23 protein-coding genes, 1 tRNA gene and 1 other RNA gene are annotated in these 25,671 nt (G+C 63.3%); 14 read left to right on the forward strand and 11 right to left on the reverse strand.

Translation table 11 applies throughout. The annotated features are described in order from the left end of the window. The first annotated feature begins 24 nt into the window (after window positions 1-24). From C3E79_RS00680 to C3E79_RS00690, 3 genes are all read left to right on the forward strand, one after another. On the forward strand, window positions 25-2,793 hold the full coding sequence (locus tag C3E79_RS00680) for a DUF1156 domain-containing protein (RefSeq protein ID WP_108403174.1): 2,769 nt from the start codon (window positions 25-27) through the stop codon (window positions 2,791-2,793). A 102-nt stretch (window positions 2,794-2,895) separates the two neighbouring features. Then, a complete protein-coding gene (locus tag C3E79_RS00685) occupies window positions 2,896-6,234 on the forward strand; it encodes a DUF499 domain-containing protein (RefSeq protein ID WP_108404986.1) in 3,339 nt (1,112 codons plus the stop codon). 91 nt (window positions 6,235-6,325) lie between these two features. Then, a complete protein-coding gene (locus C3E79_RS00690; protein WP_108403175.1) occupies window positions 6,326-7,306 on the forward strand; it encodes an ATP-binding protein in 981 nt (326 codons plus the stop codon). Window positions 7,307-7,356: 50 nt separating this feature from the next. Here the strand turns inward: C3E79_RS00690 and C3E79_RS00695 are convergent. Further along, window positions 7,357-7,445: transfer RNA gene (locus tag C3E79_RS00695), tRNA-Ser, on the reverse strand. A 115-nt stretch (window positions 7,446-7,560) separates the two neighbouring features. Here C3E79_RS00695 and ffs point away from each other — a divergent pair. From ffs to C3E79_RS00715, 4 genes are all read left to right on the forward strand, one after another. Beyond that, window positions 7,561-7,659, forward strand: an RNA gene (gene ffs, locus C3E79_RS00700) — signal recognition particle sRNA small type. A gap of 85 nt (window positions 7,660-7,744) precedes the next feature. Then, window positions 7,745-9,016, forward strand: a complete 1,272-nt coding sequence (locus tag C3E79_RS00705; protein ID WP_108403176.1) for an aspartate aminotransferase type Ic — start codon at window positions 7,745-7,747, stop codon at window positions 9,014-9,016. Next, a complete protein-coding gene (locus tag C3E79_RS00710) occupies window positions 9,013-9,543 on the forward strand; it encodes a hypothetical protein (protein ID WP_108403177.1) in 531 nt (176 codons plus the stop codon). The genes C3E79_RS00705 and C3E79_RS00710 overlap by 4 nt, the downstream gene beginning before the upstream one ends. Window positions 9,544-9,784: 241 nt before the next feature. Continuing rightward, on the forward strand, window positions 9,785-10,744 hold the full coding sequence (locus C3E79_RS00715; RefSeq protein WP_108403178.1) for an SGNH/GDSL hydrolase family protein: 960 nt from the start codon (window positions 9,785-9,787) through the stop codon (window positions 10,742-10,744). 22 nt (window positions 10,745-10,766) lie between these two features. Here the strand turns inward: C3E79_RS00715 and nrdF are convergent, their stop codons facing one another. After that, window positions 10,767-11,783 carry a class 1b ribonucleoside-diphosphate reductase subunit beta gene (gene nrdF / locus C3E79_RS00720; protein WP_199219514.1) on the reverse strand — a complete coding sequence of 339 codons (1,017 nt, stop codon included), beginning with the start codon at window positions 11,781-11,783 and terminating at the stop codon, window positions 10,767-10,769. A gap of 28 nt (window positions 11,784-11,811) precedes the next feature. Further along, window positions 11,812-12,261, reverse strand: coding sequence for a class Ib ribonucleoside-diphosphate reductase assembly flavoprotein NrdI (gene nrdI / locus C3E79_RS00725; RefSeq protein WP_108403180.1), 450 nt, complete (start codon window positions 12,259-12,261; stop codon window positions 11,812-11,814). A 209-nt stretch (window positions 12,262-12,470) separates the two neighbouring features. Between nrdI and C3E79_RS00730 the strand changes: the two genes are divergently transcribed. From C3E79_RS00730 to C3E79_RS00745, 4 genes are all read left to right on the forward strand, one after another. Continuing rightward, on the forward strand, window positions 12,471-13,061 hold the full coding sequence (locus tag C3E79_RS00730) for a cadmium resistance transporter (RefSeq protein WP_108403181.1): 591 nt from the start codon (window positions 12,471-12,473) through the stop codon (window positions 13,059-13,061). Window positions 13,062-13,111: 50 nt separating this feature from the next. Further along, window positions 13,112-14,434: an AAA family ATPase gene (locus C3E79_RS00735; RefSeq protein ID WP_108403182.1), complete on the forward strand. Its 1,323-nt coding sequence runs from the start codon at window positions 13,112-13,114 to the stop codon at window positions 14,432-14,434. A gap of 109 nt (window positions 14,435-14,543) precedes the next feature. After that, the gene (locus C3E79_RS00740; RefSeq protein ID WP_108403183.1) at window positions 14,544-14,753 is read left to right on the forward strand and encodes a hypothetical protein; all 210 of its coding nucleotides are present in this window, start codon (window positions 14,544-14,546) and stop codon (window positions 14,751-14,753) included. A gap of 214 nt (window positions 14,754-14,967) precedes the next feature. Then, entirely contained in the window at window positions 14,968-17,031 is a 2,064-nt protein-coding gene (locus C3E79_RS00745) for a DNA polymerase III subunit gamma and tau (protein ID WP_108403184.1), read from the forward strand. Window positions 17,032-17,480: 449 nt separating this feature from the next. Here the strand turns inward: C3E79_RS00745 and C3E79_RS11245 are convergent, their stop codons facing one another. From C3E79_RS11245 to C3E79_RS11250, 5 genes are all read right to left on the reverse strand, one after another. Continuing rightward, window positions 17,481-17,642, reverse strand: coding sequence for a hypothetical protein (locus C3E79_RS11245; protein ID WP_158268513.1), 162 nt, complete (start codon window positions 17,640-17,642; stop codon window positions 17,481-17,483). Between the two features lie 189 nt (window positions 17,643-17,831). Continuing rightward, entirely contained in the window at window positions 17,832-18,557 is a 726-nt protein-coding gene (locus C3E79_RS00750; RefSeq protein ID WP_108403185.1) for a hypothetical protein, read from the reverse strand. 302 nt (window positions 18,558-18,859) lie between these two features. Beyond that, window positions 18,860-19,306 (reverse strand): hypothetical protein, encoded by a 447-nt coding sequence (locus C3E79_RS00755; RefSeq protein ID WP_108403186.1) that lies wholly within the window; start codon window positions 19,304-19,306, stop codon window positions 18,860-18,862. Between the two features lie 169 nt (window positions 19,307-19,475). Then, window positions 19,476-19,790 carry a hypothetical protein gene (locus C3E79_RS00760; RefSeq protein WP_146183426.1) on the reverse strand — a complete coding sequence of 105 codons (315 nt, stop codon included), beginning with the start codon at window positions 19,788-19,790 and terminating at the stop codon, window positions 19,476-19,478. A gap of 43 nt (window positions 19,791-19,833) precedes the next feature. Next, window positions 19,834-20,361, reverse strand: coding sequence for a hypothetical protein (locus tag C3E79_RS11250; protein WP_146183427.1), 528 nt, complete (start codon window positions 20,359-20,361; stop codon window positions 19,834-19,836). A 656-nt stretch (window positions 20,362-21,017) separates the two neighbouring features. Between C3E79_RS11250 and C3E79_RS00770 the strand changes: the two genes are divergently transcribed. Together C3E79_RS00770 and recR are read left to right on the forward strand one after the other, a co-directional pair. Next, complete coding sequence (locus C3E79_RS00770) at window positions 21,018-21,368, forward strand: YbaB/EbfC family nucleoid-associated protein (RefSeq protein WP_235840720.1); 351 nt, start codon at window positions 21,018-21,020, stop codon at window positions 21,366-21,368. Between the two features lie 9 nt (window positions 21,369-21,377). Continuing rightward, the gene (recR, locus tag C3E79_RS00775) at window positions 21,378-22,004 is read left to right on the forward strand and encodes a recombination mediator RecR (protein ID WP_108403189.1); all 627 of its coding nucleotides are present in this window, start codon (window positions 21,378-21,380) and stop codon (window positions 22,002-22,004) included. Here recR and C3E79_RS00780 read toward each other — a convergent pair whose 3' ends face one another. Together C3E79_RS00780 and C3E79_RS00785 are read right to left on the reverse strand one after the other, a co-directional pair. Further along, on the reverse strand, window positions 22,005-22,724 hold the full coding sequence (locus C3E79_RS00780) for a type 1 glutamine amidotransferase (RefSeq protein ID WP_108403190.1): 720 nt from the start codon (window positions 22,722-22,724) through the stop codon (window positions 22,005-22,007). Further along, window positions 22,717-23,988: a Mur ligase family protein gene (locus C3E79_RS00785; protein WP_108403191.1), complete on the reverse strand. Its 1,272-nt coding sequence runs from the start codon at window positions 23,986-23,988 to the stop codon at window positions 22,717-22,719. The genes C3E79_RS00780 and C3E79_RS00785 overlap by 8 nt, the downstream gene beginning before the upstream one ends. A 186-nt stretch (window positions 23,989-24,174) precedes the next feature. On the opposite strand from C3E79_RS00785, the gene C3E79_RS00790 reads away from it, so the two are divergent. Beyond that, window positions 24,175-24,645, forward strand: a complete 471-nt coding sequence (locus tag C3E79_RS00790) for a hypothetical protein (protein WP_108403192.1) — start codon at window positions 24,175-24,177, stop codon at window positions 24,643-24,645. A gap of 12 nt (window positions 24,646-24,657) precedes the next feature. Here C3E79_RS00790 and C3E79_RS00795 read toward each other — a convergent pair whose 3' ends face one another. Then, entirely contained in the window at window positions 24,658-25,668 is a 1,011-nt protein-coding gene (locus C3E79_RS00795) for a DNA polymerase III subunit epsilon (protein ID WP_108403193.1), read from the reverse strand. Window positions 25,669-25,671 lie beyond the last annotated feature (3 nt).

Raw genomic sequence — 25,671 nt, forward strand, 5'->3', positions numbered from 1 at the left:
TAGCAGCGTTGATACCCTGATGCAGTGACTGACACCCCGCGCAAGAAGCTCATCGAGGTCGCCCTGCCGCTCGAGGTCATCAACGCCGAGTCTGCCCGCGAGAAATCCATCCGCCACGGCCACCCTTCGACGCTGCACCTCTACTGGGCGCGGCGCCCGCTCGCGGCCGCACGCGCGGTGCTCTTCGCGCAGCTTGTCGACGACCCCTCCTCCCACCCCGAGCTTTTCCCCACGGAGGAGGAACAAGACGCCGAGCGCGCCCGCCTGCACGAGCTGCTGGAAAAGCTCGTGGTGTGGGAGAACTCCAACGACGAGAAGCTTCTTGCGCAGGCGCGCGAGGAGATTAGAAAATCCAACGGCGGTGAACTACCCGCCGTGGTGGATCCCTTCGCCGGTGGTGGTGCGATCCCGCTCGAGGCGCAGCGCCTCGGGCTTGAGGCGCATGCCAGCGACCTTAACCCGCTGGCGGTGCTCATCAACAAGGCCATGATTGAGATCCCGCCGAAGTTTGCCGGCCAAGCCCCTGTGAACCCGGACGCTCCCGCGCCTACGAACGGCTGGTCGCGCGCGGAGGGGCTCGCAGACGACGTGCGCTTCTACGGCGAGTGGATGCGCGACGAGGCGGAAAAGCGCATCGGTCACCTCTACCCGAAGGTCACGGCGCCAGGCGGCACCGAGCACACGGTGATCGCGTGGATCTGGGCGCGCACGGTGAAAAACCCGAACCCCGCCAACCCCATCGAGGTGCCGCTCGTGCGCTCGTGGTGGTTGAGCAAGAAGAAGGGCAAGGAAGCCTGGGTCGAGGCCAAGGTCGTCGACGGCGAGGTGCGCTACGAGGTCCGCCACGACGCCGAGGGGCCGAAGGGCGATGCGGATGGGACTGTGTCGCGCAAGGGGGCGGTATCGATTGCCGACGGCACGCCGATCGACTTCAAGTATATCCGGTCGGAGGGGAAGGTTGGACGGATGGGACGTCACCTCATCGCAATCGTTGGTGAAGACAAGCGAGGGAGGATATACGTCTCACCGTCTGAGCATCAAGTCGATGTTGCAGCAGTGGACAGGCCTATTGGCGTGCCTAGCGGTACACTCCCGAAGAACCCTCGGGATTTCAAGACACCCAACTATGGCATGACCGAGTGGGCAGACCTCTTCACCAACCGTCAGCTCGTCGCACTCACCACGCTGAGTGACCTGGTCTCCGAGGCGCGCGAAAAGGTGCTTAGCGGTGCCCTTGCGTCGGGTATGGAGCGCGGTGCCCGACTAGACGCCGGCGGCAGCGGAGCGGAGGCGTATGCGGATGCTGTGTCTATTCTCCTTGGGATGGCTGTCGATAGGCAAACAGATCGGCTTTCGTCGCTTGCTTCGTGGCAATCGAATGGAGAAAAGGTTAGGAACGTCTTCGGGCGCCAAGCTATACCAATGGTCTGGGACTTTGCTGATGTCAATCCGTTCTCGGGTTCATCCGGCGGGTTTCTGGGCAACGTCGAATGGGTGGCTGAAGCTATCCAGCACGTTTCGGCTCAATCGCCTGGATTCGCGGTCCAAGCCAATGCGGTTGAAGAGGATTACAGCGGGATGGTTATTTCAACTGACCCGCCTTACTACGACAACATCGGTTACTCGGATCTGTCGGACTACTTCTACGTGTGGCTGCGGCGCTCTTTGCGAGAGATTCTTCCGAGCGTTTTTGGCACAATGCTCACGCCGAAGGCCGAGGAACTGGTTGCGAACCCGTATCGCCACGGTGGGAAGGAGGGCGCGGAGCAGTTCTTCGTCGAAGGTTTCAACAAGGTCTTCGCGCGGATGCGCGAAGGCGCTAGGAGCGATGTCCCGCTGACCGTCTACTACGCGTATAAGCAACAGGACACGCGCGATGCGGGCACATCGTCAACGGGCTGGCACACTCTGCTCGACGGGCTGATGAATGCAGGGTGGGAGATCACCGCAACTTGGCCGATGCGTAGCGAGCGCGGCGGCAGGATGATCAGTGTGGGTACGAACGCGTTGGCGTCGTCAATCGTGCTCGCCTGCCGCCCGCGCCGCGAAGGCGCGCCGACAACCACGCGCCGGGCGTTCGTCCGCGAACTCAAGCGCGAGCTGCCGGAGTCGCTGCGCGCACTCATGCAGGCGACCATCGCGCCGGTGGACCTTGCCCAGGCCGCGATCGGCCCGGGCATCGCGGTGTACTCCCGCTACTCGCTCGTGCGCGAGCCCGACGGGTCCAACATGGGCGTGCGCGATGCTCTCATCCTCATCAACCAGGTTCTCGACGAGGTCCTCGGCGAGCAGGAGGCAGACCTCGACCCGGACTCGCGGTTCGCGCTGCGCTGGTACCGCACCTACGCGTGGGGCAAAGAGAGCTCAGGCATCGCCGACCAGCTTGCCCGCTCCTCCGACACGTCGCTCGGCGGGCTGGTGCGCGGCGGCATCCTCGAGGCCAGCGGCGGCAAGGCGCGCCTCATCCCGCCGGAGGAACTCGCCGAGGCATGGGACGTGGCCAGCGACGAATCCGTGAGTATCTGGGAAGCCACCGTGCGGCTAACGGGTGCGCTCAGCGTCGACGGCATCGACAGGGTCGCCGGCATGCTCAACGACATCAAAGGCCACGTCGATGAAGACGCCGTCAAGGAGCTCGGGTTCCTGCTCTACCACGAGGCAGAAAAGAACGGTGATACCTCCCACGGTGTCATGTTCAACGCGCTGGTGACCTCGTGGAACGACCTCGTGGAGAAGGCGCGCCAGCTCGCCGCGGAGCTTCCTGCAGGTGCCCAGGGCCACCTGGAGTTTTAAAGAAAATAGTCTCCCGCGTCTGGTCCTTGCGTACATTGGTAATGCAAGAGAAGAAAACATGCCCCGGGAAACGGGGCTATTTGGCCTGCGCAGGGAGACATGATGGCAGAAAGCAACAACCAGCTCTTGACGGCAGCATTCGGCCACCTCGTAGAGGGCTTGCGAGACGTCGTCGATGAGGTCATGCGAACCGTGCCCCAACTTCAAGATGGCTCTGGAGACCCGTGGAACGATGTGTGGGCGCGGCGTGAGGCACAGTTAGGGGGTCGGTCTATCCGCACAGTGTCATTAGATGACCCCCAAACGCTGCTGCGCGCGATCACCGAGTACGGCAAGTCCTTCAACGACGTCCTGGCGCGCCCCCAGCAGGCCTATGCGTCCGAGCTGAGGGAAACCCGCAATCAGTGGGCGCATGGAGCAGTATTTAGCTCAGAGGACACGATTCGTGCGCTCGATTCCATCGAGCGCCTACTCCGGGCCGTGGACTCTGCCGACTCGGCCGACGACGTGGCCAAACAACGAAAGCTTTTGCAACGAAGGGTGTTCCAGGAGCAGACGCGGAGCGATACCCGCACGAGGGCCGTCTCGGTGGAACCCAGCGCGGGTATGAAACCCTGGCGTGAGGTGATCCTGCCGCACGACGACGTGCTTAACGGCAACTTTACCGCCGCGGAGTTCGCCGCCGACCTGCACAAAGTGCACACGCACGGGACTGACGCTGCGGAGTACGCTGACCCGGTTGAGTTCTTCAACCGCACCTACCTCACAGAAGGTTTGACCGATCTGCTCTCGCGCGCTCTTAAGCGCTTCGGCGGTGACGACAACGCCAGCCCCGTGGTGAACCTGCAAACGAATTTCGGCGGCGGCAAGACCCACTCCATGCTGGCGCTCTACCACCTGTTCAGTGGGCTCCCCGCGCGGGCATACCCCCAGGACGTCCAGGAGCTCGTGGCTGAAAACGGCAACGTGGACCTGGAAGGCCTCGGGTTGCGCCGCGTTGTGCTCGTAGGCACGTACCTGCACCCGGGGAGTGTTGATACAAAGCCCGATGGCACGCAGGTGCACACGCTCTGGGGCGAACTCGCCTGGCAGCTCGGCGGGCGGGAAGCGTACGAGATCGTCGCGGAGGCCGACCGCACCGGTACGAACCCGGGCGAGTCTCTGCACAGGCTTTTGCGCGAGTATTCCCCGTCGCTCATCCTTATCGACGAATGGGTGGCCTACGCCCGCCAGCTCGTCGATGCAACGGGGCTGCACGCGGGCAGCTTTGAAACGCAATTTACCTTTGCGCAAACGCTTACGGAGGCAGTTCGTACGACCCCGCGTACGATGCTGTTGGTCTCCATCCCGGCGTCCGAGGAGGCCGCCGACGGTGAGGCCAGGGATCACGAGGTCGGCGGCGCCCGCGGCAAGGCGGCACTGCAGAACCTGCAAAACGTCATCGGGCGTGTGGCGGACCAGTGGCGCCCCTCGACGAAGGAGGAGTCCTTCGAAATCGTCCGGCGCCGCGTATTCCGGGACCCCGATGCCGATCAGCTGCGCCAAATAAGCGCGACGGCGCGCCTGTTCGCGGAGATGTACCGGAAAGATTCCCCGCTCTTCCCCAGCGAGGCGGCCACCGCAAGCAACGACTATGAGACCCGCATCAAGCGCTCGTACCCGATCCACCCCGATCTCATGGACAGGCTCTACGAGGATTGGTCGGCTCTCGAGCGGTTTCAGCGCACCCGCGGCGTGCTCAAGCTCGTCTCCACCATCGTCTCCACGCTGTGGGCCACGAACGACACATCGCCGATGATCATGCCGGGGACCGTGCCCGTGGGATCGAACGCTGTCGGCACCGAACTCACGCAGTATTTGGAAGATTCCTGGAAGCCTATTATCGACGCCGACATTGACGGGGAAGGATCGACAGCGGCGGTCGTCGATAAGCAAAAGCCCGTGCTCGGCGCGCGATCGGTGACCCAGCGCATCGCGCGCACAATCTTTATGGGGGCTGCCCCCCGCACCTCCCGAAAGGGCCTGGATAAGCAGTACGTCTGGTTGGGCGTGGCAGTTCCAGGGGACCAGCTGGGCAACTTCGGCAGCGCCCTCGAGCAGCTCTCCCAGCGCTCGACCTACTTCTACGAGGAAAACGGCCACTACTGGTTCGATACCCAGCCCTCTGTGGCTAAGACAGCCGCGGACTACGCCGAAAGGCTGCGCGAAGACCCCGACACCGTATGGAACGAAGTGGTTACCAGGCTGCAGCGCACCGCCAAGCCGGACAACCACTTCCAGCGGATTCACGCGGCTCCGACGGCCAGCGGTGACGTTCCAGACCAGGACACCGTCGCCCTCGTCATCGTCCACCCCAAGTACCCGTATTCGCGCAGCGGGAAGGTTAACCCCGCGCGCGATTGGGTCCATGACACGATCGAGCAGCGGGGGTCAACTCCGCGAGTGTTCCGCAATACCTTGGTCTTCGCCGCGGCCGACAGCGCCGAGCTCGAGAGCCTGGATGCCGCAGTGCGCAACTTCCTCGCGTGGGATTCTGTTGTCAAAGACGCGGACGCGCTCAACCTCTCTGCGCAGCAGACGCGCCAGGCCGTTGAGAACCGGAGGAGATTCAACGAATCCGTCGACGATAAGATCATCTCGGCCTACTCGCACCTGCTCTACCCCGAGATGGATGACGCCACGCAGCCCTTCACGGTGGAGCACGACAAAATGGGATCCGGCACCGGCACAATCCCGGAGCGAGCTGCTGCCCAGCTAATTCGCGGCGGGCAGCTCGTTGCGGACCTCGGCGCGGAGACTCTCGGGATGACCCTGCGCGACCAGCTTGGCGCCATCTGGAGCGAGCGGGGGGAGATTACGGTCGGTGAGCTGTGGGGATACTTTACGCGCTTCCCCTATATGATGCGGCTTGCGCGCAGGGAGGTTCTCGATTCCGCCATCGCGGGTGCGACCCAACGCATTATGGTCGATTCTGAGAAGTTTGCCATTGCGGCACGTAAGGACCCAGACTCAGGCAGGTACCTCGATATGGTGATCCCGCCGGCGGGGACGGGCTACTTCAACGTCACGGACTCGACTGTGTTGCTCTCTATTGAGCTCGCACAAAAGCAGGTCGTTGAACCGGAGCCGGTCGCGCCGACGCCCTCGCCTGGTCCCGAGGTTGACGCTCCGATCACCCCCACGCCACCCGCGCCACCAACACCTCCCGTGCCCGTGAATACACGCTATCGAGGTGCGGTACCAGTGGACGGCGAGTCGTACGCGTCGGGCTTCTACACCATCGGCAACGAGATTCTGGCCATGCTCAACGCTTCAGGCGCCAGCGTGAGCGTGACGGTTGAGATTCACGCCGACCTGCCGGCAGGCTTTCCCGATTCCACGATCCGGGTGATTAAGGAAAACGCGGCGCAGCTCGGGTTTAGGTTCTCGGAGTTTAGCTGAGGCTTGTAGCCTTTCGGCGTCCGATGCCAAATCTGCAAGAATCGACCTAGAAAGTCTGCAAAAATCCGAATAGGCTGGTGGGCGTGGCTAGGTGGACCGAGCGGAGGGCTTCGGCAACTACATCCTCACAGGCTCTGCCATTCCGAGCGATGACATTACGCGGCACAGCGGTGCCGCTCGTTTTCTCCGCATTCGGCAGCGCACCCTCACGTGGGCGGAGAAGGGGAAATCGCAGCCGCGCGTCACGCTCGATGAGCTCTTTGGCGGGGCAGATGTTCCGACCGATCCAACCCAGTTCAGCCTTGATGACAACCTCGAGGCACTCTTAACCTCCGGGTTTCCCGCTCACATTTCGCTTTCGCCCGAACAATCGCGAGGTCCACTTCGTGCTTACCTTTCTGAGACGGCGCGCACGGACGTCTACCGTCTCCACGACTTCCGACACGATCCGATTGTCCTCGACCAGCTCCTGGCATCCCTCGCGCGCGTGACCGCCTCAGAGGTAACCCAGGCCACCATTCGCAAGGACCTCAAGGCGGTGGCGCCCTCGATAAGTGTTGAGTCGGTCGCGATGCTCGTCGATACCTTAGAAAGGATATTTGTCATCGAATCGGTCCCTGCGTGGGCTCCCCGGTTGCGCTCAAAGGCGCGACTGAGGACCAGTAGAAAATACCACCTCGCCGACGCATCCCTGGCTGCCGCCGCTCTAGGAGCGACGGCTGAGAGTCTGCGCCGCGATCCTGAAACGCTTGGCTTTTTATTCGAGTCGGCCGTGGTTCACGACCTTTCGGTCATGGCGGAAGCCCTCGGGGGTCGCGTGTACCACTACCGCGACTCTAACGGGTATGAAATTGATGCTGTCATCGTGCTTGACGACGCCCGCTGGGCTGCCGTCGAAGTCAAGCTCGGCTACGGACAGGTCGATGAGGGGGTCCGCCGCCTGCGCAAGGCACTCGACCAAATCGATGCCGGCACGCCCCCATCCTTCGCAGCCGTTATCACCGCGACTGGGATGAGCTACACCACCGAAGACAAGATCAGCACGTTTCCCTTCCTCGCCCTGGGGCTCTAGGGTGCGCCATGCACAGTGAGAAACCCCCGGCAAGCGCCGGGGGTTGGCAGTGGCGGAGGATGTGGGATTTGAACCCACGAGGGTATTGCTACCCGCACGCGTTCCAGGCGTGTGACATAGGCCGCTAGTCGAATCCTCCATGAAGCGACGCGGAATGCATCGGGGAATTACTCTAGCCCATCGGTGCATACCGGCCAAAACGGCTGGTGGGGTAGTGGCTTTTGAGGTTGGAATGGCGAGCCGCTAGAGTGTGGGGCAGGATCCCACGCGGTGTCTATCTTGTGAACTCCCCCAGGGCGGGAACGCAGCAAGGGTCAGCGAGCTCTGGCAGGTGCGTGGGGTCCCCTTCTTTTGCCTCTGGCGGGTATTGGAGCGCAGCGCAGAGTCGGAGGCACGTATCATGGGTCCAGATTGTCGACTCACGAAAGTGGTGCACCCATGTCCCTGCTTGATCTAGAAAAGGGCGAGCTCGACCAGCTCGCTGCCGACGTCCGCGCCCGCTACGACGAGCTCAAGGCGAAGGACTTAAGCCTGGATTTGACCCGCGGTAAGCCTTCGGCGGAGCAGCTCGACTTCTCCCGCGCGCTGCTTGCTCTGCCGGGCGAGGGGGACTACACGGATGCCACCGGTGCGGATGTGCGCAATTACGGCAACCTGGCCGGCATTGAGGATATCCGCGAGCTGTGGGCCGGGGTGCTTGGCATCGACCACGCCACGCTCCTTGCGGCGGATGCCTCCTCGCTGAACATCATGTTCGACCTCGTCTCGTTTTCCTACGTTTTCGGCAACAACGATTCCGAGCGCCCGTGGAAGGACGAGGCCAACGTGAAGTGGATCTGCCCGGTGCCGGGCTACGATCGCCACTTCACCATCACCGAGCAATTCGGCTTCGAGATGGTCCAGGTGCCCATGCTCGACGATGGCCCCGACGTGGACGCGATCGAGGAGCTGGTCAAAGACCCTTGCGTGAAGGGAATGTGGAGCGTCCCCATTTTTGGGAACCCTACTGGAATTAGCTATTCTCGCGAGGTCATCGACCGTTTAGCGGCGATGGAAACTGCGGCGCCCGACTTCCGCATCGTGTGGGATAACGCGTATGCGGTGCACACGCTCACGGATGAGTTCCCGGACAACCCGGATGTCATCTCCATCGCTGCGGAGATGGGCAACCCGAACCGTTTCTGGTACATGAGCTCGACGTCGAAGATCACCTTCGCCGGGGCGGGGGTGTCTTTCTTCGCGTCCTCGAAGGAGAACCTCAACTGGTATACGCAGATCGCGGGCACCCGCGGCATCGGCCCGAACAAGGTCAACCAGCTCGCGCACGCACGGTACTTCCGGGACGCCGAGGGCGTGTATGCGCTCATGCGCAAGCACGCTGATTCGCTCGCGCCGAAGTTCGCGGCGGTGCTCGAGATTCTCGACGAGCGCCTGGGTGCCTACGGCGTCGCCACGTGGACGAAGCCCAAGGGCGGCTACTTCATCTCGCTCGACGTCATCGACGGCACCGCTGATCGCGTGTGGGAGCTGGCGAAGCAGGCGGGCATTACGCTCACGAAGGCGGGGGCCTCGTTCCCGCACGGCAAGGATCCGCGCGGCCGCAACATCCGTCTCGCTCCTTCGCTGCCGCCGTTGGATGAGGTCCGTGAGGCGATGGACGGCGTGGCCACCTGCGTGCTGCTCGCGGCAGTGGAAAAGCTCGGGGCATGACGGGCGACGAGCTCGCTAGCTGGCTCGCGTCGATCTTCCCGACGATGCGCCTGACGCTTATCGACGCCCGCGAGGTCGCCCTGGATACCTACGATGGCCAGCCCGTCGCCGTAACGGCCGGGTTCTCGGGCGTGGACACGGGGTTGGTGATGAGCGACGATGTCGACACCGAGGTGCGCTGCGAGATCGTCTGCCGTGCCGATGCCGAGCCGCTTGCGGTGGGGAGTGCTGTCGTGGCGGCCACTCGCGCGCTTGAGGCCCTTGGTGCCCCGGCACAGCCCGGTGTGCTTTTGGAGGACCTCTTGCCGCAGCAGGCGGTGCGCCACGGCCTGCTGCGTGAGCCGGAGCTTTTCTCTCGCGGCACCCCGCTCTATAACGAGCCGGGGCGGATGACGCTGTTGCTCGAGCTCGTCATGCTTACTGATGACGAGTTCGGTATCGCCCGCGAGCGCGGCTACCCGGCGCTGGAGACGCGCCTGCGCCGGCGCGGAGTGTGGGTAGGGGATTGGGGCAGGGACCCCGATTAGGCCCTGCGGGGACCTGCTACCCGGGTAAGTGGCATGAAGTTGGCAGGAACTTACTATAAGGCCAGATGGGGGCCGTAAAATCTCGGTCGAGAGTGCGGTAGCTCGTTCCTGGAACGAAAGTATAAAAGTGCTCATAGGCGGCATGCGGGAAAGGCGTCCACAATTTTTGCCGCTGTCGCTTTCCCTGGATACGCCCTATGGTGCTACCTGAAGTTGTATCCGCCGACGTTCAGGAGCTGCCATGAAAGTGCTATCTCGCCTCACCATCCTTGCCGCCTCCGCGGCCGCCGCTATCGCGGGGGTCGCAGCTGCCCCCGCGCACGCGCAACCGGAGCCGGGGAAGTACCACAAGTATGTCGCCGTGGGGGATTCGTTCGCCTCCGTCGGTTCCATCACCCAATTCGACGTCCTCGACCGTCCGCTGTGCGCGCGCTCGAACGACAATTACCCGCGCCAACTCGCGGCTCGCCTCGGGCTCAGCGGCCCCGAGCAGTTCCGTGATGAGTCCTGCGGGTTCGCACGAACCAAGGACTACTGGCGTCCGCAGCACGTTCCCCTGCCGTTTACCAACCCGTCTACGCAGGCTGAGGCAATCACGCCCGACACTGACCTCGTCACTGTTACCCTCGGTGGTAATCCGTCCACAGAGGATGCGCTGGCGGCGTGTCTTCCCGCTGTGCTTGGCTTCAACGGCCAGCCGAATCCTTTGTCGTCAACTTCCTCGTACCCCGCTGGGCTGCGAGATTCGATTGAGGCTATGCAACAGTCGTCGGCGCGCAGGGGGATAACATGCGGAAACGGCACTGCTTCTGTGGCCCACACCAACCGCGATTACCACGACGAATACCTCGCTATCGTGCGCGATATCCAGCGCCGCGCACCGCAGGCGCAGGTGCGCGTGGTGGGCTACTTCGACGTCGTGGGCGACCCGGAGCGCACTTGCCCGGACCTCGGCGGTGCGACGCTGGAGGACCGGTTGTGGATTAAGAACTACATCAACGGCCTCAACGACGTTGGCCGGCAGGTGGCCGCGGAGACCGGCACGATCTTCGTCGAGCCGCCCGCCAACCCCCAGGGAATGTGCGCCGACCCCGATGTGCGCGAGGCGAGTTTCCTGGGCGTGCCTGACAATGGCATCCCCTTCCACCCTAACGGCAAGGGGCAGGCGCGCGTGGCAGAGGAGATTTTCAAGACCCTCTAGGAGCCGGGCGCACGCCTCGAGGCTAGAAGTCCCAGTCGGTGTCGTCGGTCTCTACGGTCTTGCCGATGACGTAGGAGGACCCGGAGCCGGAGAAGAAGTCGTGGTTCTCGTCGGCCCCGGGGGTAAGTGCGGTGAGGATCTCTGGGCGGATGACGCACTTCTTTGAGGCGAAGAGCTCTTTGTAGCCGAGGTTCATCAGGGCCTTGTTCGCGTTGTAGCGGACGAAGGCGGAGACGTCGTCGAAAAGCCCGAAGGGCTTGTAGAGCTCGCCGGAGTATTCGACCTCAAGGTTGTAGAGCTGGCGCACGAGGTCGTAGGTGAACTCGCGCATCTGCTCCTGTGTCTCCTGCGGGTGTTTCTCCAGGCCGCGCTGGTACTTGTAACCGGAGTAGTAGCCGTGGACCGCCTTGTCGCGCAGGATGAGGCGGATGAGGTCGGCGGTGTTGGTCAGCTTCGCGTGCACGCTGAAGTGGAGGGGCAGGTAGAACCCGGCGTAGAGCAGCAGGGACGACAGCAGGGTGGAGGCTACTTTGCGCTTTAATGGGTCGTCGCCAAAGTAGTGGCGCAGTACCACGGCGGCGCGCTCTTGCAGCACGGGGTTGTCGATCGCCCAGGAATAGGCGGCGTCGATCTCTGCGGTGGATGACAGGGTGGAAAAGACCGAGGAGTAGCTGCGGGCGTGGACCGCCTGCATGAACGCGATGTTGGCGTAGACCGCCTCTTCATGGTCGGTCTGGGCGTCCTGGATCTGGCTGATCTCGCCGACGCTGGCCTGCACGGTGTCGAGCAGCGTTAGGCCGGTGAACACGCGCATGGTCAGGCGCCTTTCTAATTCGCCGAGCTTGTTCCAATCCGCCAGGTCGTTCGACAGCGGGACCTTCTCGGGCAGCCAGAAGTTGCTGGTCAGGCGGTTCCACACCTCGAGGTCCTTCGGGTCTTGCACGCGGTTCCAATTAATCGGCCGCAGCGGCTTGGCGTTGCCCAGGCGGAAGTGCGGGGGCGTTTGCGAATCCGCGAGAAACTCGGTGGGTGTTCTCATTGTGTCCATCCTTATCTTTTCTTGGTGGTTAGTGCTGCTCGGCAGGTTCGGCGTGACGGATAAAGGCGTCGGAGGCGAAAAACTCTTTCAGTCCGCTTCGCACGCGCGCGACGTCGTGCTCGGTGCCGAGGAGCTCGAATCGGTAGAGCTCCGGGACACCGCACTTTCGGGAGATCATGGGCCCAGCTATGCAGTACGCGGTGCCAAAGTTTCGGTTACCTGCGGTGATGACGCCGCGCAGCAGGGCCCGGTTGGCCTCGACGTTGAGGAACTTCCTCACCTGTACCGGGATGGCGCCTTTGATGCTCCCGCCGCCGTAGGTGGGGACGATGAGCACGTAGGGGGCGCTGACGCGAAGCATTCCGTCGCGCTTCGGGTACAGGGGGATGCGCAGCGCTGGGATGCCGAGCTTGTCAACAAACCGCTTGGTGTTCTCGCTCGCCGAGGAGAAGTACACCAGGCGCGGGGTCTCTGTCATGGGGTCCCCTTGCGTGGGTCGGGTAGCTTACACTGAACATAATAGTTCAATTGGTTGAACATACCGTTCCCGCCACCCCCGGTTGGGGCCCTGGGGGCCCGGGTAGAATCGTGCTCATGCCACGTGAAGTGCAACGTTTCAAAGATGCGACCGCGGCACGGCAGCCCTTTGTGTCGTCGGTCATTCACCCGGCGGGGTAGGGCTCGGCCATGCTCGCCACCATCGCGCAGGCCGCACTGCTGTTCGCGGCCACCAACATCGACGACATCATCGTGCTCGCGCTGTTCTTCGCCCGCGGGGCGGGGGAACCTCTCGCGTGGCGACGCATCCTCGCCGGCCAGTACGTAGGCTTCGCTGGCATCCTCGCCGTCTCGCTGTTGAGTGCGTGGGGAGCTGCGGCGCTGTTCCCGCCCTCGGCGATCCCGTACCTCGGGCTCATCCCGCTGGCGATCGGCCTGAAGTCGGCCTGGGACGCGTACCGCGGCGAGGACGACGATGACCTCGCTGGATCCACGCGTGTGACCACCGTGGCCGTCGCCGCTGTTACCTTCGCTAACGGAGGGGACAACATCGGCCTCTACCTGCCCGTATTCATCACGGCGCCGGAGTGGGCCGTGGCGGTGTACTGCGGTGTTTTCCTCGTGCTGGTCGCGGCCCTGGTGTGGCTTGCGCGCTTCGCGGCGACGCGGCCGGGGATTCGTGAGTGGCTGGAGCGTTCCGACAAGATCTTGTTCCCCGCGGTGATGATCGTCCTCGGGGTGGTGATCCTGGGCAGCGGTGTGGGGCTGGGAAGTAATTGATGGCATGTACGCAGAGAATTTGCATGACTCGCAGGACGTAGTCTGAAGGCGTGCTGCTCTCAATCGCGATCACAAACTACCGCTCTTTTTCCGAGGAAGCGGTGTTGGACCTCCAGCGTCGCGGGTTTAAGACTCTTCGGCCGCGCGGCGGGGAGACGTGGCGGGACAACACCTGGCGGCGAGCCGCCGTCTTTGGCGCCAATGCATCCGGAAAGTCGAATATCTTGCGCCCCTTGTCGTTACTTCGCGACGCTGTCTTCCGCTCCCTGACGGGCGAGAGATTCGTGGCGGCGTTGCGGGATCCGCATCGGTTGTCACTCGACAGGGAGACGTCCTTTGAAGTCGAGTACGTCGCGGACGATGTGCACTACCGCTGGCTTCTGGTTCTTGACAATGCCGGCGTGGTCAAGGAGAAGCTGGAAGCCGTCGAGCGTGTTCGTTTCATCAAACTCTTTGAGCGCACCCGCAACGACATCGAGTTCGGGCAGCAATCGGGACTCCCGCAGGCCGCGAAGGGGAATATAGAGCAATTTATGCGCAACTGGTCATTAGTGTTTTCCGCCTGGGACACCGTGAAGTCTCCGGGTAAACACATCGCCGCGGTTGACTGGTGGCGTTTCTTCCTACCGTTGATCGACGGGGAAGGCGACCAGGTCCAGCGCCACAGGTGGCTTATCGACCTCGCTCAGGAAAACGTTCATTGGCTGACCGCCTTGACGTCCATCCTCCGCGTGGCGGATGTCGGAGTGATCAACGTTGATGTGCGGAAAGAAGATGCGCCTCCGGCCGTGGAGCAGGTCCTCTATTCGATGAGCCAAAAAGCTGCCAACGACACTCAGCTCAAGGTTGATGCGGAGGCTATTGAACAGTACTTGCGTTACCTGGAGTTCGAGCACGAGAGTGACGGCGCGAGCTTTTCTCTCCATGAGGAAGACGAATCGCAGGGGACCAAGACCTGGATGGATGTTGTCGTTCCCGCGCTTTTCGCACTTACCCTTGGGGGAGTTCTTACCGTCGACGAGATCGGACTCTCATTGCACCCGCTGCTTGTGCGCCAACTGGTTTCGTATTTCGATGATCCTGAGCTCAATCCATCAGGAGCCCAGCTGCTGTTTACGTCGCACGACACATCGCTTATCGGTAAGCAGCCCGACGAGGTGCTCCACCGCGGGGAGGTATGGTTTGTCGACAAACAAAGCTCTCGTTCCGAGCTCATTGCGCTCGACGAGTTTCCCGTGCGCAGCGCCCATAACATCGAAAAACGCTACTTGCAGGGCAGCTATGGAGCAGTACCGATCCCGGATAACGCCGAACTCGTTCGCACCCTCGACGAACTGCGGCGGAGCTACACAGACCTCTCGCGGACAAGGTAGGAGGTTAACGTAGTCGAAGCGCCGGAAGCCCGCGGGACGGCGGCCCGAGAACCCTACCACCCTGCTCGTGGTCCAAGGTGCGGTTACGAAGAAAGAATACTTTGAGAGATTGAGAAAACTCTACCGCTTGTCTGGCCTGAAGGCGAGAACTGAGTCCCATTCTCCGGAAGAGATCGTCGGAAAGGTAAAACATAATCTGGCCAACGACAAGGACGCACCGTATAGCGATGTGTTCTTCGACGTTGACGTGGATGAATCCAGTTTTGGCCAGCTGGAGCAGGGGATTAGCCACGCGGAGCGCGTTGACTGCGAAACTTAAGGGCGCACGGCGCACTGTTCCCCGACTCGGACAAGCATGTTGCGCAAGATTTCCCTATTGATGCCCACGCCAAGGCCCAGATCAACGTGGCTGTCGCCGAATTCGACGAGGTCGGCCCTAATGCCAGTACGGCGGTCGCACGACTCGAATCCCACCTGGTGCGTGGGAAGTAAGGCCCCGTTTCTCCGCGGGCGCTCTCCGCTAAGCTAGCCCCGTGGCTTTGTACCGGAAATACCGCCCCGCGACGTTCGGTGAGGTCATCGGGCAGGAGCAGGTGACCAGGCCGTTGTCCACCGCGCTGGACAACGGGCGGATCAACCATGCCTACCTGTTCTCGGGGCCGAGGGGCTGCGGTAAGACGTCGTCGGCACGCATTCTCGCGCGCTCGCTCAACTGCGTGGAAGGCCCGACCTCGACGCCGTGCGGGAAGTGCGATTCCTGCGTCTCGCTCGCGCCGGGCGGGCCCGGCAACTTGGACGTCATGGAGCTCGACGCGGCCTCGAACGGCAGCGTCGACGACATGCGCGAGCTGCGCGAGCGCGCCCTGTTCGCGCCGGCGGAGTCTCGCTACCGCGTCTTTATCATCGACGAGGCGCACATGATTTCCACCCAGGGCAACAACGCCCTGCTCAAGATCGTCGAGGAGCCGCCGGAGCACCTCATCTTCATCTTCGCCACCACCGAGCCGGAGAAGATGCTGGGCACGATCCGCTCGCGCACCCACAACTACCCGTTCCGCCTGCTCACCCCGCAGGCGATGCGCGAGCTGCTGGAAAAGGTCGTGCGCGAGGAGGGCGTTCACGTCGAGGATTCCGTCTACCCGCTGGTCATCCAGGCCGGCGGGGGTTCGCCGCGCGATACGCTCTCCCTGCTCGACCAGCTGCTCTCCGGCGCGGGGCCAGCCGGGCTCACTTACGACCTTGCCATCCCGCTGCTCGGGGTCACTGAGCTGACGCTTATCGACGCCGCTGTCGATGCACTCGCCACACGCGACGCGGCCGCGATGTTTAGCACCATCGACGACGTCATTGAGGCCGGCCACGAGCCGCGCCGTTTCGCCTCCGACCTGCTCGATCGCCTCCGCGACCTCATGATTGTCAGGACGGTACCCGACGCGTTCGGCCAGGGCCTAGTCAACGCCCCGGAACAACGCGTCGATATCCTGCGAAGCCAGGCCGAGAAGTTCTCCGGCAATGAGCTAGCCAGCCTTGCCTCCGAGGTCAACGAGCGCATGGCAAGCCTGCGTGGTGCCACGAGCCCCCGTCTGCTTCTCGAGGTCATGATGGCCCACCTCATCACCGCCCCCGAGGTTTCCGCCCCGGCGCAGGTTGTTGGCCCAGACCTGCCTTCGCAGCCCGCCCAGCTCGCGCCGGAGTCTCCCGCCCCCGTCACCCGGGGCGGGGCTGGTGCTGCCGCTGCCGCCGCTGCCGCAGCCGCAGCGGCGGGGGAACGCAAGGTGCCGCGCACCACGTCGACGCCGGGGCCGCAGCGCGCACCGCAGCGTAAGCCGGAACCCGAACCGGAGCCCCAACCCGTGGAGCATCCCGCAGAGGACATCTTCGAGCGGGTGCGTGCCCACTGGACGCAGATGCGCCAGGCGGTGGGCGGGCGCAACAAGGTCGCCGAGATCATGCTCACAGAGGCCACCCCGCTGGGGATGGACGGCAACACGCTGGTCGTCGGCCACAACACCGGGGCGCTAGCAGAGCGCATCAACGCTGCGTCGAACAACGCCGACATCGCCGCGGTCTTCTCGCAGCACCTGGGCAGCACGGTGGAGGTGCGCTGCGTGGTGGGCACCGATCCGGGGAAGGCCGGCTTCAGCGCATCCACCGCACCTGCCCAGCGCGTGTGGAACCCCAACGCCGGGAAAGCCCCACGCGAGCCAGAACCCGAGGAGCCTGCCCCGGCAGCTGCCACCGCTCCTGCGCCCAAGGCGCCGTCCACTGAGTTGTCGGCAACGGCCCCCGTGCCGGAGCTGAAGAACGATTGGCGTGCCGCGGCAGATGCGGCGAGGCGCGCCCAGCGTGGCAATGCCGGTAACACCAGTAATGCCCAGCGCAGTGAGGTCCCGCTGCCTCCGGAACCCGACGAGCCGGAGGACTATCCCCCCGACGCCGAACCCTCCCCGGTGCCGCCGGCGCCCGAGTACGCCCAGGAAGACGAGGAGCGCGACATGGCGGACCAGGCGCGGGAGGAGGGGAGCAGGGATCGCCGCGACGCCACCGAGGTGGCAATGGAGCTGCTCGCTTCCGAACTCGGGGCGCGGCCGTTGTAGTGTGGAGGAATACCACCAAAGTCCCTTTCTCCCTCTTGTTTGCGAGATGTTTCATCCGCGCCGTCTCGTTGATCTTCCCCGGCGAAAGTCCTATTGGCGCCATGTAGGGCAATAGGAGGTGCTCTGAAAGAATACGAACCAGAAGAAGGGGCTGGGATTCTTCCGTGGCTAGACGAAGTAGACATTGTTGATCGGTTATCTTCGTTGTTCGCCGATCCATCGACTGTGAATGTGTGTACGGGTAGTGGGGATTATGACGGCGAAGTCTGCCATACACGTTCCGAGCCCGGGATGTCTATGTGTTCTTAATGACCGCACCGTTAATTTTTAGAAATTGCGGGTTGCATAAGGTTGCGCACCCGGGACGGCGGAGTTTGCGGAGACTATTTTAAAGAGTCCGACAAGATCGACTAGCACCTTCTTGCTCAACTTGTGAGAACTAGTCCCCGCTAGAACTCCACCGACTCCTTTTGAGCAACATGCTCGGTCTTGCGCGATTGCAGTTCCTCGACCTCGAGGGTCAACACGATCTCGCGCTCGAAGTCGGGGTTGCCCGTGGCCAGCGACTTGTTGCGTGCGGGAACGTCACCCTTGTTGTTCTCGACGTTCAACTCATTGGCACAGCGTCTACCCTGGTAAATCTGTTGGATCAATTCCTGCTTATTTTTCAGGGTGGGCCAGGCGTGACCGTCCGCTGTTCCTGCAGCGATGTAGTGGTACACGCGCACGTCCTGGTTCTGGTTGCCCTGACAGATATTCGCCCGTGACGTTGCTCCATGTCTGCAGGTCGCCACGGCACGTCAAATTGGTGCAGTGCCACCGCTCGGGTCTGGTTGTTGGCACCGGTCGACAACTTCGCGGTGTTGCAGATAACACATCGACCTTACCGTTTTGTAGTCATCGAAGAGTTCGAGGTTTCGGTCATCCCATTCGTGGATGAATCGGCTGCGGCTCTCATCCATGCCGCGCTCCACGAGTTCCTGGCGCAGCGCCTCGCGGGTGATAACAAAATACTCATCGGCGGAGGCCAGGTCTTCGGCCATCCGTAGCTTAGTGCGCACGGCACCAGAGAGGTAGCGGTGGCGCGGAATCCACTCCTCCGGTTCGAGCGGGTCTTGAAACGCTAGACCTTTTGCCTCCAATTCCTCCACGACGGCGTCGGCGTCGTAACCACCGGGAAGGTCTGCAGGATTGTTGGCGGTAAGTGCCCTATCGGAGCCCTCGATGATGTCGAGCGCGTCGATGAGAGTGTCTGCGGTGTCAGGTTTGACATCGGTACGAATCGGGTTCGTGGTAAACAGCGGTCCTTTTGTCGCCTCCTTGGTGTCCGGGTTGTAGCGCTCCAGGGTATAGACGGCGCTCATGAAGAGGGCGGAGGCAATAGCTCCCTCCAAGTGCCGGCGTTTGATGACCGGGGCGCTGGAGGTCTGCCGTGCTTGGTACATGAGCTCGTCGTAAACGTCGGTGGACAGATCACCTTCGAAAGGACGATCATCGAGGCCGTTTGTCGAATCGCCACTTCGCATCCAGTTAGGTGACGGCCTTCTCGACATCAGCCTCGGATTTCTTTATGGGCTCTTTCACCTCGTGGAGGTTGATGAGTCCGTGGGCTTTTACACAGGAGTCGTACTGCTCGTTGAGGGGCGCAGCGCGTGGAAACCGGCGTACTTTTTCGTGTACCGCACAGGCACCCACTCGGTAGTTCCCTCGAAGGTATTCTGCCTCTGGAAAAGGTGAGGTCTTTTCCGTCGTTCTAGTTGTGCAGCGTGCCGACAACAGATTCCATCTCAGCGCGTACGGTGCTGAGCAGGCCGGTGGTGTTCACAGCCTAGGAAATAGCGGTGTCGGCGGTGAGGCGGGCACTCCCCTGCTCGGGGAGGGAAGTGGTGGTGCCCGCGTCGAAGGCCAGCTGTGCCCTGAAACGCCCTGTGGCGGCGCGCGGGGTGCCCAGGATGTTCTCGGGGTGATCCGCAAAAAGCTTGTTCATGCGGAATGTTTGTCCGTTGATCTCCAGCTCTGCGGTGGTCAGGAAGTGCTCGGTGCGCTCGGTGGGCCCTTGGCGGTCCTCGCGACTACAGAAGACCAGCACGTCGGTGGCAACCTGGGTTCCGGAGTAGGCGGTGAATGCCCCGTTCTTGTCGGAGAGGAGACGGACGTCCGTAATAAAGTCGGCGCGGTCGGTAAGTGCTGCGCGCGGGCCGTAGCCGTCAATGTTGCCTTTTCGGAGCCCGGGCGCTAGCACAACGAGCGAAGCGAGGCGGTAGAAAAGCTCCACAAACTTCTTAGTGCACTGTTGTCAGAGGAGATCGGTCGGTCAGCAGTAGCCTGTAGAGCTTCTGTGTCTACCGCAGCATATTCGTTCTCTATTCTTCACACTAAAATGTGGGTGGGCCCATATCTTCGGGCTCACCCACATTATGCTGCCAGTACGTCGCCCTTGACGCCTACAAAAGCCAGAGGATGGCCAGCGCGATGAAGAACAAAGCCGCAAAGATAGCTGCAGAGGTGATTAGTGTCTTCTTCTTGAGGAAGAGTGTTCCGTCGTCTCCGGGCTTCGACTCGGCCTTGATCCACGCGTAGGTGCCTGCAACGAGCACGACCCACTCGCACAGCCAACCCCACCACGGAATCTCTAGCGACCAACCAAAGAGTGCCGACGCCGCGGTAATGATTGTGGCCATGTAGACGACGTAGACTGCAACAGGGACTTTCCACCCCTCAGTAACACTCACTGCGTTGCGTGAGGATGAGGAACTCATTTAGCATCACTTCCTTTTGGTCTTCGTGTGTGGTGTACTGCCTTCAGCAGCTGGCTGCAGTCACGCCTAGACTGGTTGCTGCGCCGCAAGCTGCGCCGCCGACCCCGCCTGTTGCTATACCGAGAGGAGGGCAAACAAGCAAGTCAGCGGCCGTGTTGATTCCGAGGCTCACCCACTTATTCTCGATGCACCGGTTCGCAACGCCGTCAGCGGATGAGGCGTAGATGACCTCGCCATCATATCCGAGAGCGATGCCTTGTGGCAGGGTCGCCTTGATGCTGGCGACGAGCTCACCCTTCGCGTTGTACGCGTTGATCACATCTCCTTCAATTTTGACGGTATCTCCCTCCAACAGACGGGGGACAAGCACATTCTTCTCAACATCGAACGTGCGCGTTCCTTCTGCGGATTTAAACCAAAAATCTGCCTCCGTGCCGTTGGTAACCGTGCTGCCTTCTGCTGTTTGTCCAGCCACGCCGGACTCTGCTTGTGCAAACGCCGGGGTGAAAAGCGACGACACGATAAGCGAAGCTGCAGCCAAAGAACCGAAAACTATGCGGGTATTAAGCACTTTTCCTCCATACCTGTTCCAAACTGAACCTGAACGAACGAAGCCGGGTCAACCTGCTGCGGATACAGCGTAGAAACTCTCGTGCGACTGAGAGTTCGTGCGATGTCCTACGCTATCGTGCAGCTCCGTTATGCCTCAGTATAGAACGCACAACGCCGTTGTACAGTATATTCACAGACTAAGCGGCTTACAGGCAGTTCATAGTGCGTTTTACGGCTTATTATAGATTCAGGTTAACAGTTGCTATGACGTCAACTATTGTGCTTCGCTGAGCTTCTTCCCGCACTTCTGTCGTATGTGGGGGTCGAAACGGGGTTCACCCTTCTCGGGTCATTCACTGAGCGACCGCTGGTGCAGGTGCAGAGTCGTTGATTTCGGCACTATATGAGATCCTGATGGCTTGCGCTTCGTAAGTGAGTGCATTTTCAGGTGCCTTTTGTCACTGCTCTTGCAGAACGAATCGCGAACATTGGTCCCGTTCGCTTCGCGCTCACACATTACCGTACAACTATACGTTTAGCTACGTTTGGCAAGGAATCAATTTCGTGTTCGTTTTCTTTCGCCCGCATGTCCTCTGTAGCGCTCCTCGCGCACGAAAAGTACACTGGCGATCAAAATTTCCCACAAACCCACATCGTGAAAGGGTGCAACTCACCGTGACCCAGCCGAACATCCCCCAGGACATGCAGGACCTTATCCGCCAGGCAGCCGAGGTTCAGGCGCAGCTGCAGAAGGCGCAGGAGGAGCTGCTTGCTACCACCGTGGAGGGCACCGCCGGCGGCGGGCTTGTCTCCATCACCATGTCCGGCGGGGCGGAGATTAAGGACCTCTCCATCAAGCCGGAGGCGGTGGATCCTGAGGACGTCGAGACGCTGCAGGACCTCATCCTCGCCGCATACCGCGACGCGCACAACAAGGCCGGCCAGCTCGCTCAGAGCAAGATCGGACCGCTCGCCGGTGCGGCTCAGCCGGGTGCCGGCGAGATCCCGTTCGGGGGCATCGTCTAGGGTCGAGGGGTGTTTGAAGGACCTCTGCAAGACCTTATCGACGAGCTCTCGCGCCTGCCCGGGGTCGGGCCTAAAAGCGCCCAGAGGATCGCCTTTCACCTGCTCAAGCAGGACGCGGACGATATCGATAGGCTCGTCGCCGCGCTGGGCGCCGTGCGCGACGGGGTGAGGTTCTGCCGGGTCTGCTCGAACGTTTCGCGTGACGACGTCTGCCGCATCTGCGCCGACACCGGCCGCGACGCGGGGTTGGTCTGCGTGGTCGAAGACGCCAAGGACATCCAGGTCATCGAGCGCACCGGCGAGTACCAGGGCCGCTACCACGTGCTCGGCGGGGCGCTCGACCCGCTGGCCAACGTCGGGCCCAAAGACCTCGACATTGCCAAGTTGCTCCAGCGCATCGGCTCCGTGCTGCCAGACGTCGAGGGCGCGGAGCCGCCAACGATCCACGAGGTCATTATCGCCACCGACCCCGATACCGAGGGAGAGGCGACCGCGTCCTACCTCGCGCGTCTGCTCAAAGACTTCCCGGACCTCGTCGTCTCCCGTCTCGCCTCTGGCATGCCGCTCGGCGGGGACTTAGAGTTCGTCGACGAACTGACCCTCTCTCGCGCGCTAACGGGGCGGCTGACGCTCTAGCTAGCGCATCCGCTCGAGCCGCAGCCGGTCGATCTCTGCGAGCTCCAGTGGCTCCAGGTCTGACATGGGGATTCCCAGGGCTTTGGCCATGAGCAGGTCAGCCAGCTGCGGATTGCGCGCCAGCGCGGGTCCGTGCATGTAAGTTGCGATGATGCTGCCCTGCACCACGCCCTCGACGTCGGTGTTCTCCGCGTTGCCCACCCCGCGCTTGACGGTGCCTAGTGCTGAGGCCTCGGGGCCGAGGACGGTTCCGCCCATGTGGTTTTCGAACCCGGTGAGCGGCTCGGTCAGCCCCGCGGTGATACCAGCGCGCGTGGGGTGCGAGGCGACTTCGCCGATGGCGCGGGTGGTCATGGGGGTGGTGGTGGCGTCGATAAGCCCGAGCCCCTCGACGGTCTCGCCGTGGGCGGTGAAGGCGTGCCCGAGGACCTGCATGCCCGCGCACACGGCGAAGATCGGGCGGCCGTCGGCGGCCGCGGACTGCAGGCCGGGGGAAGCCTTCAGGCGCGACGAGGCGATAATCTGGGCGGCATCCTCGCCGCCGCCGATGGTGTAGACGTCGCAGTCGGCGGGAACGTCGTCACCGAGCCCGATGCGTTCGATCTCGGCCTCCATCCCACGCATGCGGGCGCGCTGGCGCAGCACCAGGGCGTTGCCGTCGTCGCCGTAGGTGCCCAGGACGTCCGGCAGGACCAGTCCGATGCGCAGACGCTTAGCCACGGTAGTCCTCCTGCTTGCTCAGGTCCTTCTTTAAGTCGCGGAACGCGGTGTAGTTGGCCAGCACCTCCACCCGGCCCGGCGGGCAGGCGCGGATCGCCCTGACGGGATCATGGATGAGCTCGTGCTCGATGCCGGCGTAGAGCAGGCGCACCGCAAGGTCCGTGCCGCGCTCCCCGGCGGCGACGACGTGGATGCCCTCGAAGTCCTCGAACTTCACGTCCCACAGCCACGAGAGGTCCTCGCCGTCGGCCACCTGCCCGTTGGTGGCAATCACCAGCCCGTCCGCCGAGCGATCCACCATGCTCAGCGCCTCCTGCCAGCCGGCCGGGTTCTTCGCCAACAGCAGGTGCACGTCGCGCTCGCCGAGGGCGACGCGGGAGTAGCGCCCGGCGACGTTGTCGATACCCTCCGCCGCGCGCACGGCGTCCGCGAAGGGCACCCCGAACGCCTCGACCGCGCACGCGATCGCCTGGGCGGCGTTGCCCAGGTTGGCGCGGCCTGGCAGCTTCAGCGCCAACTCGGCCTCGCCGCGCGGGGAGTGGAGGGTCGATCCGTCGAGCCAGTAGGAGGGGGCCGGGCGGCGGAACTCGCGGCCGTCGGCAAGCTTTTGTACGCCATACCAGTCGCCGTCTCCCTGCACGACGTGCCCGCCGGAGCGCGGATTGGTCACCGAATCGCCGAGCCAGCCGGCCCCGGCCGCGACCCACACGACGTTGGGGTGATCGTAGGCCACGGACGAGACGAGCACGTCGTCGCAGTTGGCAACGACCGTGGCCTCGGGGTGCGCATCGATGCCGGCGCGCAGGGCGCGCTCGATCTTGTTGATCTCCCCGACGCGGTCGAGCTGGTCGCGCGAGAGGTTAAGCAGGATAAACGCGAGCGGATCGAGCTTGTCCGCGGCCGCCGGCACGTGCAGCTCGTCGACCTCGAGCACGATGTGAGAGGCGTCCCTGCCGGCGAGGAGGGCAGAGATGATGCCGGCGTCCATGTTGTCGCCGCCATCGTTGGTGGCCACAGTGTGCTTGGTGGCCACGGCGGCGGCGAGCATGCGCGTCGTGGTGGACTTGCCGTTCGTCCCCGTCACCAGCGCAGCCGGACGGCCGCCACCGAGCGAGGCCATGATCGTCGGGTCGATCGCACCCGCGACGAGCCCGCCGATCATGCCGCCGGCGCCGCGGCCGGTGGCGCGGGACGCGGTGGTCGCGAGCCTTGCTGCGGCGACCGCGGCGCCCGCGCGCAGACGTGAGAGGGGACCGGTTTTCATGGGTCTTAGCGTACTCAACACTGCCCGGCGGTCGTTGAACGGGCGATGAGAGGTGTGGCGCACCTTTTCCGCAGAACCTTGCTGCACTGTGCGAGGGGCATCGCTACGCTGGCGAGAAAAGCTATCGCGCTTTATGCGCTGTGTCGCCAATTCGGGTGCTAGCAAGAAAAGGAAGGACGAATTGTGATGGGCAACCTCTTGCTCTTTGCCCTGCTGTCGTGGCTGCCGTGCCTTGCGCTAGTGGGCGTTGCGTGGGCTTGGCTTGGGAAAAACGGGGCCGAATCGCTCACGACGAGCGTGATCGCGGTCGTTGTCTCGGGCGCACTTGGATTCGGGCTTGGTGCGCTCTTGCTGGGGCCGCTCGCTGATTCACCGCTGCTCATCGCGCTGGCTGTGGTTGTCGCGGTGGGGGTCTTTGGCGCCCTCGCGGCGCGGCGTGCCCCGTGGACAGCTGCGTTGGCTGCCGCATCCGCGATCGCGGGAGCGCATGTGGCGGTCCCGGCCCGCAATGTCGGGGATTTTTCCTCCCCGGACGGCCAGGGTGTCTTCTGGGCCATGCCGGTTTTAGACCTCTGGTTGATTCTCGGCGTTCCGCTGCTGTGCGCGCTGCTTGTTGTGGTTGTGCTGCGCACGCGCAGCGCACCGCTGGGCGCTTGAGAAACGGGCGGCCTACCCGGTGCGCGCCACGGCGCGCTGGAACTGGTCGGCGGAGAGTACGGGTATCTGCTTCCGTGCTGCGTGCATGGCCTTTCCCCGCAGCGCCGCGCCCTGGGCCACCGCGTCCGAGACGACCAGGGAGGTCTGGCGGGTGAGCTTCTCAGAGTAGTTCAGGCCCGCGTCGAGGGCGAGGGCGATGACCTCGTCCGGATCGACGGCGATGTCGTCGGTGACAACGATCTCCATGCCCGGCGCAAGCCCCCGATCCGGCGTGTACACCCCGGGGTTGGGGGTACCTTGGGCGTCGTTTTCGGCGTCGACACGCAGGGCGGAGCGCTGCAGGCCGAAGCGGTCGGCGGCGAGGTCATCGGGAGCGAGCTGCGCCACCGGGCCGGCCGCGCGCAGTGCGAAGAAGAGCGAGAGCACCATCAGCGTGCGCTCGCGGGAGGTCTCTTCCTCCGTGCGGGCGGCGCGCTGCACCGAGGCCGTGGGGTCGTCGGCAGGCAGCCCAAGAGCGCGGGCGAGGGCGGCGGGGCGGGTATCGAGCGGGATGACGCCGTGGCGCCGCGCGGCGGCAAGCGTATCGACGATCCCGCAAGGCCGCGGGATGTGCCCGACGCGCCGACGGCGCTTACCGCCTCGCTCGGCGCGCGAGCGGTTCGCACGCGCCGCGGCGGTCATCGCTCGGCGCGCCTCTGAGACGATGAACCCCCAGGCCAAGGGGGCGTCGTGAAGCACGAGCGTGCGCTTGTCCACGAGCCTGTCGAGCGCCTTGAGGTGCCTGGCGAAGCGGGGTGCCTGGGCAAAGTCGCTGGGCTCGAGCCCGTGGTTGTGGCGCGGCCCGGCGTCCCCACCGGGATTGAACACGCAGTGGAACTCCTCGCCAATGGCGCCCTCGTCATTAAAAGTGACGGCATCGAGCGTGAGCAGTCGCCCCGTCGACGGGTGGATCCCCGTCGCCTGGATGGTCAGCGCGACGAACGGATAGGCCTCGACGGGGTTATCGGTGCTCGGCTGCGCCACCGG

Origin of the sequence: Corynebacterium liangguodongii (assembly GCF_003070865.1) — a bacterium.
GTDB lineage: Bacteria > Actinomycetota > Actinomycetes > Mycobacteriales > Mycobacteriaceae > Corynebacterium > Corynebacterium liangguodongii.

Bases quoted from the DNA above. Each gene is read 5' to 3' on its own strand.
- C3E79_RS00685 (WP_108404986.1), top strand. From the start codon at position 2,896: ATGGCAGAAAGCAACAACCAGCTCTTGACGGCAGCATTCGGCCACCTC.
- C3E79_RS00750 (WP_108403185.1), bottom strand. From the start codon at position 18,557: ATGCGAAGTGGCGATTCGACAAACGGCCTCGATGATCGTCCTTTCGAA.
- C3E79_RS00790 (WP_108403192.1), top strand. From the start codon at position 24,175: ATGGGCAACCTCTTGCTCTTTGCCCTGCTGTCGTGGCTGCCGTGCCTT.
- nrdF (WP_199219514.1), bottom strand. From the start codon at position 11,783: ATGAGAACACCCACCGAGTTTCTCGCGGATTCGCAAACGCCCCCGCAC.
- C3E79_RS00715 (WP_108403178.1), top strand. From the start codon at position 9,785: ATGAAAGTGCTATCTCGCCTCACCATCCTTGCCGCCTCCGCGGCCGCC.
- C3E79_RS00785 (WP_108403191.1), bottom strand. From the start codon at position 23,988: ATGAAAACCGGTCCCCTCTCACGTCTGCGCGCGGGCGCCGCGGTCGCC.
- nrdI (WP_108403180.1), bottom strand. From the start codon at position 12,261: ATGACAGAGACCCCGCGCCTGGTGTACTTCTCCTCGGCGAGCGAGAAC.
- C3E79_RS00760 (WP_146183426.1), bottom strand. From the start codon at position 19,790: ATGAGTTCCTCATCCTCACGCAACGCAGTGAGTGTTACTGAGGGGTGG.
- C3E79_RS00730 (WP_108403181.1), top strand. From the start codon at position 12,471: ATGCTCGCCACCATCGCGCAGGCCGCACTGCTGTTCGCGGCCACCAAC.
- C3E79_RS00710 (WP_108403177.1), top strand. From the start codon at position 9,013: ATGACGGGCGACGAGCTCGCTAGCTGGCTCGCGTCGATCTTCCCGACG.
- C3E79_RS00705 (WP_108403176.1), top strand. From the start codon at position 7,745: ATGTCCCTGCTTGATCTAGAAAAGGGCGAGCTCGACCAGCTCGCTGCC.